This window comes from Achromobacter sp. MUI-25009338 (assembly GCF_057359325.1).
On the sequence record NZ_CM170627.1, the window covers coordinates 4,313,399 to 4,325,578 of the forward strand.

At 68.2% G+C, this 12,180-nt stretch carries 9 protein-coding genes; 1 reads left to right on the forward strand and 8 read right to left on the reverse strand.

The features are described 5' to 3' along the window. Nucleotides 1-29: 29 nt before the first annotated feature. The 6 genes from AC1IQ6_RS20475 to AC1IQ6_RS20500 all read right to left on the reverse strand — a co-directional run bounded on the left by AC1IQ6_RS20475 (nt 30) and on the right by AC1IQ6_RS20500 (nt 7,553). On the reverse strand, nt 30-1,757 hold the full coding sequence (locus tag AC1IQ6_RS20475) for a ShlB/FhaC/HecB family hemolysin secretion/activation protein (protein WP_485865229.1): 1,728 nt from the start codon (nt 1,755-1,757) through the stop codon (nt 30-32). Between the two features lie 178 nt (nt 1,758-1,935). Further along, the gene (locus tag AC1IQ6_RS20480; RefSeq protein ID WP_102774868.1) at nt 1,936-2,577 is read right to left on the reverse strand and encodes a peroxiredoxin; all 642 of its coding nucleotides are present in this window, start codon (nt 2,575-2,577) and stop codon (nt 1,936-1,938) included. A gap of 129 nt (nt 2,578-2,706) precedes the next feature. Continuing rightward, nucleotides 2,707-4,533: an acyl-CoA dehydrogenase gene (locus AC1IQ6_RS20485; protein WP_485865230.1), complete on the reverse strand. Its 1,827-nt coding sequence runs from the start codon at nt 4,531-4,533 to the stop codon at nt 2,707-2,709. 10 nt (nt 4,534-4,543) lie between these two features. Then, nucleotides 4,544-5,521: a tripartite tricarboxylate transporter substrate-binding protein gene (locus AC1IQ6_RS20490; RefSeq protein ID WP_102774870.1), complete on the reverse strand. Its 978-nt coding sequence runs from the start codon at nt 5,519-5,521 to the stop codon at nt 4,544-4,546. A 65-nt stretch (nt 5,522-5,586) separates the two neighbouring features. After that, nucleotides 5,587-6,354 (reverse strand): enoyl-CoA hydratase/isomerase family protein, encoded by a 768-nt coding sequence (locus AC1IQ6_RS20495; protein ID WP_102774871.1) that lies wholly within the window; start codon nt 6,352-6,354, stop codon nt 5,587-5,589. Further along, nucleotides 6,351-7,553 carry a CaiB/BaiF CoA transferase family protein gene (locus tag AC1IQ6_RS20500; RefSeq protein ID WP_111827289.1) on the reverse strand — a complete coding sequence of 401 codons (1,203 nt, stop codon included), beginning with the start codon at nt 7,551-7,553 and terminating at the stop codon, nt 6,351-6,353. Before AC1IQ6_RS20500 ends, AC1IQ6_RS20495 begins: the two co-directional genes overlap by 4 nt. 98 nt (nt 7,554-7,651) lie before the next feature. Between AC1IQ6_RS20500 and AC1IQ6_RS20505 the strand changes: the two genes are divergently transcribed. Further along, complete coding sequence (locus AC1IQ6_RS20505) at nt 7,652-8,575, forward strand: LysR substrate-binding domain-containing protein (protein WP_111827288.1); 924 nt, start codon at nt 7,652-7,654, stop codon at nt 8,573-8,575. Between the two features lie 3 nt (nt 8,576-8,578). On the opposite strand, the gene aspT is transcribed toward AC1IQ6_RS20505, so the two are convergent. Next, complete coding sequence (gene aspT, locus AC1IQ6_RS20510) at nt 8,579-10,279, reverse strand: aspartate-alanine antiporter (RefSeq protein WP_485865231.1); 1,701 nt, start codon at nt 10,277-10,279, stop codon at nt 8,579-8,581. Nucleotides 10,280-10,312: 33 nt separating this feature from the next. After that, nucleotides 10,313-12,139: a bifunctional aspartate transaminase/aspartate 4-decarboxylase gene (locus tag AC1IQ6_RS20515; RefSeq protein WP_485865232.1), complete on the reverse strand. Its 1,827-nt coding sequence runs from the start codon at nt 12,137-12,139 to the stop codon at nt 10,313-10,315. Nucleotides 12,140-12,180 lie beyond the last annotated feature (41 nt).

Below are 12,180 nucleotides of genomic sequence, written 5' to 3' on the forward strand. Positions count from 1 at the left end.
CCCCACGGCCGGCGCGGCCTCGCCCTGTGCTAGAACTCCAGCATCAGCGAGGCCGCCAGCACGGTGCGGCGCGTCTTGAGGTTTGCGGGCTTCTTCAGCGGCCAGCCCGCCGACAGGTCGTAGCTGGCTTTCAGGTAAGGCATGGCGAAGCGTCCGCGCAGGCCGGCGACGGCGCCTACCAGGGTGCGGCCGGACAGGGACGCGGCGGACGGGCCGCCCACGCGGCCGGCGTCCAGGCCGGCGTACAGCTGCGGCCAGGCGCCGCCGGGCTGCAGCGAAAGGTCATTGCGCAGGCTCCAGCCATCTTCGGCGGCCAGCATCGACTCGCCGTCGAAGCCGCGCACGGCATAGCGGTTGCCGATAGTGAAATAGTCGGCGGGGACCAGCGCCGTCCTGGCATGCTGGATCTGCCAGTTGAGCTGGTAGACCCACTGCCGGCCCGCCGCGTCGAAGGGCAGATACAGGCCGGCGCTGGCGCTGAGAACGGCGCTGCGGCCGTTCCAGGCGGGATCGCCGTAGACCTGGCCGGGCTGCCTGGAAAATCGGGGCAGCGTGCCGCGCACGCCGGCGCCCACGTCAAGCACGGCGCGGCCCAGGTACTGGCGGTGTCCGTAGCTGAACTCGTAGCCCGCGACGTCGCGGCGTTGCACCGCGATGTCGACGTCGTTGACGCGGCTGCCGACCCGTTTGCGCAGCAGCTTCAGCGCCGCGGTGCCCTTGTAGCGGCTGCTGCGATAGGCCACCACCGACACGCCGAAGTCCAGCCGTTGGGTGCTGCCGCCGTAGACGATGGGTGCGTCGAAACCCGCCACGGTCTGGCGATAGCGCGAGCGGCTGGCCGCGATGGAGAAGGCCCAGTAGCCGAAAGGCACGCTGTAGTCGATGGAGGCCGCGCGCGTCAGCGCGTCGTCGCGGCGCAGGCCTGCGTTGCCGTTCCATGAGACGGACAGGCGGTCGTACAGGAACAGCGGCGAATCCAGCGTCAGGCCGGCGTTGATCTGGTTCTTGCCGGTGGATTCCATGCCGGCGTTGTCGCCGCCCAGGTAGGCGTGCCAGCGCTTGCCGCTGCCCGGTTTGATGAGGACGTCGGAATCGCCCGGCTCGGCGCCGGGCGCCACGTCGATGACGGCGTCGGCCTGGCCCTGCAGGCGCCGGATGTTCTCCAGCGCCTGGTCCAGGTCGCGCTGGTTGAACGGCCCGCCGGGTCCGGTGGGCATGGCGGTGCGCCACCAGCCCACGGCGCCCTCGCTGCGGACCGCGGCGATGCGCCCGCGCAGGTAGCGCAGGGTCAGCGTGCCGCCAGCCAGCGATTGTTCGGGCAGCAGCACCCGGGCCGTGACCAGGCCTTGTTCGACGAGGCGCGCATGCAGGTGCTCTTGCAGCGCCTTCAGGCCCTGCCCGCCCACGCAGGCGCCGATGACGGCGGCGGCCAGCCGGCGCAGTTGCGACGGCGGCTCGGGGCCGTCCCAGGCGACCTGGCGCAACAGGAAGCAGGGAGTCTCGCGCGGCAATACCAGCGGCTGCGCGCGCCCTTCTCCGGGCGCCGAGAGCACGTCGGGACGCTGCTGCGCGCGGGCGCGCTGGACATCCAGCTCCTGTTGCTGGCGGCGCTGGATGCCGGTGGCGTCGATGCCGGCCTCGGCCGGGGCCTGCTGCGCGGCCGCGGAGGAAACGCACAGCGCCGTCAGTGCCGCCGACAGCGCCTTGCGCCAACCCTCGTGCCGGACGCGCGTCCGCTTCGGATTATTGGTGCGCACGGATGCCCTTGATTGAAAAGCGCTTCGATGAATCTCTGCGAAGAAACGCTAGTTCGTTTTGCTGGCACCGTCGTCTTTATTGCGTCCTATATGTCTGCGCGCATGCGGCGTGCATAGAAAAAACCGCCGCCTTCCACAAGGAGAAGGCGGCGGTTCGCGCCGGGCATGAAACCCGGAATTACTTGTCCGGCTGGGGCGTGATGCGCAGGTAGGGACGCACGGCCTTGTAGCCCTTGGGGAATTTCTGCTTGATCACGGCCTCGTCCTGCAGCGACGGCACGATGATCACGTCGTCGCCGTTTTCCCAGTTCACCGGCGTGGCCACGCTGTGGCTGTCGGTCAGCTGCAGCGAATCGATGACACGCAGGATCTCATTGAAGTTGCGGCCGGTGCTGGCCGGATACGTGATGATCAGGCGCACCTTCTTGTTGGGGTCGATGATGAACACCGAACGCACGGTCAGGGTGGCGTTGGCGTTCGGGTGGATCATGTCGTAGAGCTCGGATACCTTGCGGTCCTTGTCCGACAGGATCGGGAAGTTGACCGTGGTGGACTGGGTATCGTTGATGTCTTCGATCCAGCGCGTGTGCGAGTCGGTGTCGTCCACCGACAGGGCCAGCACTTTGACGTTGCGCTTGGCGAATTCATCGGCCAGCTTGGCGGTGTAGCCCAGCTCGGTGGTGCAGACCGGCGTGAAGTCGGCCGGATGCGAAAACAGGACGCCCCAGCTGTTGCCCAGATACTCATGGAAGCGGATCGGGCCGACCGAGGATTCCTGTTCGAAATCGGGGGCGGTATCGCCCAGGCGTAGTTGACTCATGATATCTCCTGTATGCGGATTCAGTGGGGGCTGGCCGCCCGCCGAAACGGGCGGCGCAGGCTGATCGTCTCCCGGAAGACGATTCTTCCATCAAACCCGCAGTCGGGGAAATACGCAAGACATATAACCTTATGCAATATTCAGGCTGGCGCCACAGGCGTCGGCCACGACCCCGGCGCGCACCGCCGCCGACAATGCCAGCGCGCGCGGCAGGATATGCGCGCCGTAGAACAGGCCGGTGGCGATTTTCGAGGCATGGAACGGGTCGGTGGAGCCGCCGGCCAGATGCCGGCGGCAGGCCAGCACGGCGCGCGCCATCTGCCATCCGCCGTGCGTGACGCCGGCCAGCATCAGGTAGGGCACGCTGCTGGAATAGGCCGCCCGCACATTGGCCGCGGACTGCTCCAGGATGAAGGCGACGCCGGCCTCGTACGCCTGGATCGCGGCGTCGAAGTTATCGCGCAGCAGGCCCAGGCCGGCGCGGTCCTGCGCCGCGGCCGACGCGGCCTCGGCGCTGAGCGCGCGCAACGTCTCGCGCATCGCCGCGATGGCGGCATGCGCGGCGGCGCCGCCGTCGCGCTGCGTCTTGCGTCCGACCAGGTCGTTGGCCTGGATCGCGGTCGTGCCCTCGTAGATCGGCAGGATGCGCGCGTCCCGGTAGAACTGCGCGGCCCCGGTCTCTTCGATGTAGCCCATGCCGCCATGCACCTGGATGCCCAGCGACGCGATCTCGACCGCGTTCTCGGTGGAGAAGCCCTTGACGATGGGAACCAGGTATTCGTAGAAGGCGCGGTTGCGCGCGCGCTGCTCCGGGTCGGGATGATGCGTGCCCTTGTCGTGCGCCGCGGCGGCCACGTAAGAGATGGCGCGGGCCGCCTCGGTCAGCGCCTTCATGGTCATCAGCATGCGCTGCACGTCGGGATGGCGCACGATGGCGACCGGACCGGGCGAGCCTTCGACGGCGCGGCCCTGCACGCGCTCGCGCGCATAGGCCAGGGCGTGCTGGTAGGCGCGCTCGGACACGCCGATGCCCTGCTGCCCCACCGAATAGCGGGCGGCATTCATCATGATGAACATGTATTCCAGGCCGCGGTTGGGCTCGCCGACCAGGTAGCCGATCGCGCCCTCGCCCACGTCGCCCTTGCCCGAGCCGTACAGCAGCACGGCGGTGGGGCTGCCGTGGATGCCGAGCTTGTGCTCCAGCGAGGCGCACCACACGTCGTTGCGCTTGCCGGGCGAGCCGTCGGACTCGACCAGGAACTTGGGCACGATGAAGAGCGAAATGCCCTTCACCCCGGCCGGCGCGTCCGGCATGCGCGCCAGCACCAGGTGGATGATGTTCTCGGCCAGATCGTGCTCGCCGTAGGTGATGAAGATCTTCTGGCCACTGAGCCGGTAGCTGCCGTCCTGCTGCGGCACCGCACGGGTGGCGACCTGGGCCAGGTCCGAGCCGGCCTGCGGCTCGGTCAGGTTCATGGTGCCGGTCCACTTGCCGCCGATCAGGTTGGGCACGTACTGCTGGCGCTGCGCCTCCGAACCCACGGTCAGCAGGGCTTCGATGACGCCGTCGGTCAGCATCGGGCACAGCGAGAACGCCAGGCTGGCCGCCTGGATGTTCTCGCCCGGCGCCGCCGCCACCAGCTTGGGCAGCCCCTGCCCGCCCCAGGCCGCCGGATGCTGCAGACCCTGCCAGCCGCCGGCCGCGTAATCCTTGAAGCCCTGCGCATAGCCCGGCGTGGCGGCGACGTGGCCGTCCTGCCAGACCGGCGGGCGGGTGTCGCCCGGCACGTTCAGCGGCGCGATCGCCTGTTCCACGAAACGGCCGTTCTCTTCGAGGATGGCGTCGACCAGATCGGGCGTGACCTCTTCGAAGCCGGGCAGTTTCAGGACCTCTTCAAGTCCGGCCAGTTCGCGCAGGGCGAAACGGAAGTCCTGCAATGGGGTTGCGTAGGGCATGGTGTCTCCATCAATTGGCGCTGTCCAAGCTTTGTTTGGCCAATCTTAAACCCTTGCTTCCCTCCTTGCGGGCGAAGGCGCCGAAGGCTTCCAGCGAGGCCGACGGCGTGACTTCCTCGTAGCCGGCCGCCATGCCCTGCTGCACCTCGGCCAGCGCCAGCACTTCGTTGCTGGCCTTGAACAGCGTTTCCAGGACTTGCGGCGGCGTGCCCTTGGGCGCGAACACGCCCCACCAGTTGGACAGCTCGTAACCGGGCACGGTCGCGGCGATCGGCGGATAGGGCAGCAGGCGCGAGGGCTGGCCCGACGTCACCGCCAGCGCCACCACCTTGCCGCTGTCGATCACGGCCTTGGCCGAGGGCGCCGTGGCGAAGGAGACGTCGGTGTCGCCCGCGGCCACCGACTGCGCCGCGGCCGCGCCGCCCTTGAACGGAATGTGCATCAGCTTCACGCCCGTCAGCGACATGAATTCGACCGCGGCCAGATGGGTGATGACGCCGTTGCCGGACGAGGCCACGTTGATGGTTCCCGGCTTGCTTTTGGCGCGGTCGATCAGGTCCTGCACGCTCTTGAAGCCCAGCTTGGCGTTGGCGATCAGCACCATGGGGCCGGTGGTGAGCTGCGCCACGGGCACGAAGTCGTCGGGCGTGTAATCCACTTTGTACAGCGCGCTGTCGCTGCCCATGACGCTGGAATTGCCCAGGTACAGGGTATAGCCGTCGGCGGCGGCGCGCGCGGCCAGGCTGGCGCCGATGGTCGAGCCGGCGCCCGGACGGTTTTCGATGACGACGGGCTGCTTGAGCTGGCGGGCCAGCGCGTTCGCGTAGACGCGCCCCACCTGGTCGGCCCCGCCGCCGGGCGGGAATCCGATCACCAGGGTCAGCGGCTTGGACGGATACGGCGCGGCGGCCTGCGCGGCCTGCGGCATGGCGGACAACGAAACAACGGCGGCAAGCAAGGCGCCGCAGGCGGTGATGGCGGGTTTCATCGAAGTCTCCTTTGTGGATGTCGGAGCCGCTTGTCTTGCGGCCCTCTGTTGATGCGCCGGCCGCTTCAGCGGCCGGTGAAGCGCGGCTTGCGCTTTTCGCGCCAGGCCAGCGCGCCTTCGGCCAGGTCGCGCGAGCGCTCGGACTGCAGCACCGCCTCCTCGATGGCGGCCACGTCGATCTCGCCGCGCGCGATCCGGTTGAGCTGGGCTTTGACGCCGAACAGCGGTATCGGCGCCATCTCGGCGATCTGCGCGCTCAGCGCGTCCAGGCGCTGCTGCAGGCGGTCCTCGTCGACCAGCTCGGTCAGAAAGCCGATGCGCAGCATTTCGTCGGCCTGGATGCGCTCGGCGGTCAGGAACAGGCGCTTGGCCTGGTCCAGGCCCAGGCGCGTGACGTAGCGCGACATGCCGCCGGGATAGAAATGCAGGCCCAGCCGCGTGGCCGGCATGAACATGTCGGCCTGCGGCGTGCCGATGCGGAAATCGCAGGCCAGGCACAGGTCGGTGCCGCCGCCATACGCCCCGCCCTGCACCGCGGCGATGGTGACGGGCCGGGCCGCTTCGATCAGGTCCATGGTCTGCCCGAAGTACAGCGAGCTGGGCGCGCTGTCCGAGGCCAGGGAAGCAATGTCGTAGCCGCTGCAGAAGTACTTGCCGTCGGACTGGATGCGCAGCACGCGGACGGCGTCGTCGGCGTTCACGGTCGCCAGATGGTCTCTCAGCACCTCCAGGTCGCGCGGGGACAGCCGGTTGGCGTGGCCGGGCCGGCGCAGGCGCAGCGTGGCGACGTGCCCGTCCACCGACAGGCTGGGCGTCTCGCCGGGCGCGTTCATGCCGCCTCCGCCTGGTAGGCCACGCCATCGGCCAGCAGCCTGTCGATTTCGGCGCCGTCCATGCCATAGCGCGCGAACACGTCGCGCGTGTGCTGGCCGAACACGGGCGGCGCGCGGTCGGCGGCGGCCTGCGCGCCGCCCAGCTCCAGCGGCAGGCCTACCTGCCGCAGTTCGCCCAGCACCGGATGCGCCAGCGTGCGCACCAATCCGCAAGCCTGCACCTGCGGGTCCGCGAACACGTCCTCCAGGGTATTGATCGGGCCGGCCGGAATGCCGGCGTCTATCATCAGCGCGGTCCATTCCATGCGCGTCTTGCGCTTGAGCCCGGCCTCCAGTTCCAGCTTCAGCTCGTAGCGGTGCTGCATGCGTTCGGCGTTGGTGAGAAAGCGCGGGTCGGACGTCAGATGGGACAGGTCCAGGATGGCGCAGAGCTTGACCCACATGGCCTGGGTGGCCGGCGCCAGGTTGAGCGGACCGTCGGCGGTCTCGAAAGTGCCGTAGGGCGCGATGACGGGATGCACGTTGCCGCAGGGCTGCGGCACCTCCTCCTTGCTGAGATAACGCTGGCCCTGCACGCTGAGCAGCGCCATCAGCCCCGCCAGCAGCGAGGTTTGGACGTGCTGTCCGCGCCCGGTGGCGGCGCGCTGCGCCACGGCCGACAGGATGCCGATGACCAGCCACATGCCCGCGGTCAGGTCGCCGATGGCGACGCCGACCCGCATCGGGCCGGACTCGGGCGTGCCGGTCAGGCTCATGAAGCCGGAATAGCCCTGCGCCACCTGGTCGAAACCGGCCCAGTCGCGCGCCGGGCCCTTGCTGCCGAAGCCGGAGATCGACGCCATGATCAGGCCGGGATGCTCCTCGGCCAGCGCGTCATAGCCCAGGCCCATCGCGTCCATGGTGCCAACCTTGAAGTTTTCGACCACGATGTCGGAGGCCAGGGCCAGCTTGCGCAGCAGCGCCAGCCCCTCGGGCTTGCGGAAGTCCACGCCTATCCCTTGCTTGCTGCGGTTGGCGCTAAGATAATAAACACTTATGTCATCATCGAAAGGCCCCCACTGGCGCGCCATCTCGCCCGCCGGCATGGGTTCCACCTTGATGACCTCGGCGCCCAGGTCTCCAAGAATCATTGTGCAGAAAGGCCCGGAAAGCGCCCGGGTCAGATCCAGCACCTTCAGCCCGGCCAATGGCAGACTCATGTCGGTCGTCCTCCTCTGATGTGAGGCCCATTCTAGGCAGCGCCGCAGAGGCATAGAAAATACTATTTTCCGATCCATCCATAAGTTTTTCTTATTCCATGAATCTGCGTCAGCTGAAGTATTTCGTCCGCGTGGTGGAACTGCAGAACATGACGCGGGCCGCCGAAAGCCTGCACGTGGCGCAGCCCGCGCTAAGCCAGCAGATGTCGCTGCTCGAAGAGAACCTGGGCGTGGCGCTGCTGGTGCGCGGCGCCAAGGGCGTGCAGCCCACGGCCGAAGGCCTGCTGCTGTACCGCCACGCGCAGATCATCCTGCGCCAGGTCGACAGCACGCGCAGCCTGCTGTCGCGGACCGCCGACCAGATCACCGGCACGGTCTCGATCGGGCTGGCCTCCAGCACGGCGCGCATGCTGGCCCTGCCGCTGATGCGCCGGGTCAAGGCGGAGCTGCCCTCGGTGGTGCTGGAGATCGTCGACGTGCCCAGCGCCGACCTGACCAAGCTGGTGCTGCAAGGACGCATCGACTTTTCGCTGTCGCCGGACCAGCAGCCCATGCAGGGCCTCCTGCGCACGCCGCTATTGCGCGAACGCCTGTTCCTGCTGGCGCACGCCAGCGTGGCGCTGCCGCGCCGCACCCTGGCCATCGAGGACTTCGCCGCGCTGCCGCTGGTGCTGCCCAGCCTGCCCAACACGCTGCGCGCGCGGCTGGACCACGCCTTCCTGACCGCCGGCCTGACCTGCAACCTGTTCGCCGAGGCCAGCACCTCGGCCATCCTGATCCCCGCCGTGCGCGAGGCGATGGCGGCCACCATCCTGCCCAGCTCGGCCGCGCAGCCCGAGATCGCGGAAGGCTCCATCGTCGCGCACGCGCTCGACCGGGCGCTGTCGCGCGAACTGGTGCTGTGCGCCAGCGCAAGCCTGCCGCCCTCGCCCGCGGTCAACCGGGTCATCGAGCTGTGCCAGGACGAAATAAAACGCCTGATCGAGGATCAGGCGTGGCAGGGCTGCACCTTGCTGCGGTAGCGGCTAGCCCAGGTGGTGGGCCAGCGACACGATGATGGGCCCCAGCACCGGCAGCAGCACGTTGGCGATGGCGTAAGTCACGGTGTAGCCCAGGAGCGGCACCGCGCTGCCGCTGGAATTCAGGATGGCGCTGATGGCCGGCGTGCTGACGTGCTGACCGGCGATGGCCCCCACCAGCAGCGGCCCTTCGATCTTCAGGATCTTGTGGCCCACCCACAGCGACAGGCATGCCGGTCCCAGCGACACCAGGAGGCCGATCACGGGCAGCACCGCGCCGTGCTCGCGGATCAGCTTCACCGCCTCCGGCCCGGCCGACAGGCCGACGCAGGCCACGAAGATCGCCAGCCCCAGGTCCTTGAGCAATTGCACCGCGTGGTCCGGCATGTGGCCCAGCGCCGGCCGCTTGGCGTTGATCCAGCCGCAGACCAGACCGCTGACCAGCGCCCCGCCGCCGCTGCCCAGCGATACCGGAATGCCCCACAGGTTTGCGCTGAGGCTGCCGATCAGCAGGCCCGCGAGTATGCCGAAAGCCAGGAACACCAGATCGGTCACGCCGCTGCGGCGCAGTTCGTTGCCCAGCGCCGCGCCGGCCGCCGACAGTTCGGGTTCGGCGCCCACCAGCGTGATCAGGTCGCCATACTGCACCACGGTGGACGGCGTGATCGGCAGGGAATGGCCGGAGCGCACGATGGACTGCAGGAACACGCCGCGCGCCCGCTGCGCGCGCGGCCGCCGGGCCAGCTCGCCCACGGTATGTCCGTTCACCGCCTTCTTGTTGACGATGACCGCCAGTTCGCTGAGCTGCAGGTCGTCGGCATGCGCCTCGGGCAGCTGGATCTCGGGGCCGATCACGCCGCCGGCGCCCAGCACGAAGCGCCGCATGCCCAGCACCACCACGATGTCTCCCACCGCCAGCACGTCCTCGGGCGAGGCGTCCACCGCCGCCCCGTCGCGCAGGATGCGGCTGACGGCGGTGCGCCCGCCCAGCCTGGCCTCCACCTCGGCCACGCTCATGCCGCCGGCGTCCTTGACCACGTGCGCGCGGCCCACCAGCCGCGGCAGCGTGGGCATATTGGCGTCCTCGCCGTCGCCGGCGGCCACGCCCAGCTTTTCCTCCATCGCCTTGGACGCTTCGCGCAGATTGATGCGCAGCAGCGCCGGCGCGACCTGGCTGGTGAAGAACACAATGCTGATGAGGCCCACCAGATAGGTCAGCGTGTAGGCGGTGGCGATGTTGGCTTCCATGCGCTGGACCTCCGCGTCGGCCAGGCCCAGGTGCTTGAGCGCCTCGGCGGCCGTGCCGACCACGGCCGATTCGGTGGCCGCGCCGGCCGCCAGCCCGGCCGCCGTGCCGGCGTCCAGGCCGAACAGCGGCACCGCCGCCAGCACGATGGTCAGCACCAGCACGGCCTCGATGAGCGGCAGCGCGATGAAGCGCAGGCTGGAGCGGTTCAGGTTGGCGAAGAACTGCGGACCGCCCGAGTACCCCATGGCGAAGATGAACAGCGCGAACGCGACTTCCTTCAGGTCGCCGCGGATCTGGCAGCCGGTCTGCCCGATCAGCAGGGCGACGATGAGCGTTCCGCACACCCCGCCCAGCTGGATCGGGCCGATCCGGAGCTTGCCGACCAGGTATCCCAAACCCACCGTCACGAACAGCACTGCGATGGGGACGCTATTGAAAAACCCGACGCTGCAAGTCATATGTTCATATCACCCTGGGGTTGCCGTGGCCGCCTACTTGCCGGCGCCCTTCCTGGCCGACTTGGCCGCCGTATCCGCGCGCTGCACCGCCTGCTTGACCGCCTTGCGCGCCCCGGCCGCGCCGGCCTTCTTGCCGGCCGCCTTCTTGCCGGCCGCGGCCTTGACCTTCTGGCCCTTGCCCGCGGTCGGACCCGAACGCACCAGCTCGGAGGCCTTCCACGCGTCGACGTATTCGGTCGCGGCCGCCACCATGTGCTTGCCGATCTTGGCGTAGTCGCCGTCGTCGAGGTTGGCCAGGGAGATCCGGATCGACCAGGGCGGGCCGCCGAAGCCGCCGCCGTCCATCAGCACCACGCCGGTTTTCTCGGCCAGGCGGAACAGGAAGTCCACCGGCTCGTAATTGTTGACCATGTACTTGCAGAAGCCGTCGCCGTACATCACCTTGGCCCAGACCATGAAGTCCAGTTCCACGTAATACCAGGCGCGCGTCGGATCTTCCGGCGGCATGGGAATGCCCAGGCCCTGCCACAGCGCGTCGCGCCGCTTGCGCACGATTTCCATCGTCAAGTGCTTGTAGGCGTCCTTCAGGTCGAGCAGGTGGGACAACGCGAAAAAGCCCATCTGGACCTGCTGCGGCAGGGACAGGCCGGCCGTGTGGTTCAGCGCCACGTTGCGGCTGTCGGCGACCATGCGGTCGATGAACTTGAGCTTCTCCGGCTCCATCGTCATGGCGCTGTAGCGCTTGTGCAGGCGCTTTTTCCACGACGCCGGCAGTTCGGCGATGCGGCGGTCCATGATGTTGGTTTCGTGGGTCGCGATCACGCCCAGGCGCCAGCCGGTGCAGCCGAAGTTCTTGGAAAACGAATACACGCAGATCGTGTTGTGCGGCACCTCGGCCATCAGCGAGCGGAAGTTCGGCACGAAGGTGCCGTACACGTCGTCGGTGACCAGCACCAGGTCGGGGTTCTTGCGGATCAGGCGCACGATCTGCTTCATTTCGACCGGGCTGAAGGCCACCGACGGCGGGTTGCTGGGATTGACCGTGACCGCCAGCTTGATCTTGGGGTTCTCCAGCTTGGCGATTTCCTCGGGCGGGTAATGCCAGTCATGCGTGCCGTCGGCCCGCATGCTGCTGGCGTTGATGGGCACGATCTTGAACTGGAAGCGCTCCAGGTGCGCGATTTCGATATAGGGCGTGAACGTGGGCAGGAACAGCGCGATGGTGTCGCCCTGCTTGAGCAGCCCGTTCTGCAGCAGCGAATCGAAGATGTAGCACATCGCCGCCGTGCCGCCCTCGACCGGGAACAGGTCGAACTTGCCCTTGGGCGGGCGGCCGTCGCACATTTCCTTGATCAGGTAGTCGTGCACGATCTGCTCGATGTGCACCAGCGCGCGCGGCGGCACCGGGTAGTGGTCGCCGATGATGCTGTCGGTGAGCTCGTGGACCCATTCGTCCGCATCGAAGCCCTTGACCTTCACGCCGTATTCCAGCACGCCCGCCAGGAAGTCGCGGCCGTCCTCGCCCTTGTGCTTGGACAGGAACTTGCGCAGCCGGCCGGCGCAGCCCTGCTTGTCCGGCATGCCCGCCAGGATGCCTTCGTCGCGCACCCGGCGCGCCTCTTTCATCGCGAACCGGCCCAGCAGGAAGAAGGCGTCGCGCGGCTCGGTGGCGATCCAGTTCGGATTGCCGCGGCCGGCGTTCAGCATGGTCGCCGCCGACAGCTGCTGGCTGTCCTTGGCCAGCGTGATCAGGTAGTCCTTCAGTTCGAACGGCGAAAGCTGTTCGAGGTCGCGCTGGTGCGAGCGGGTGGTTTTCAGTGCCGAGGCCAGACTGACGGTGAGAGGCGCGGTGGAAGCCATGGTTCAGTACTCCTGGTTTGCGTGGTGACGGGCGTTGGCTG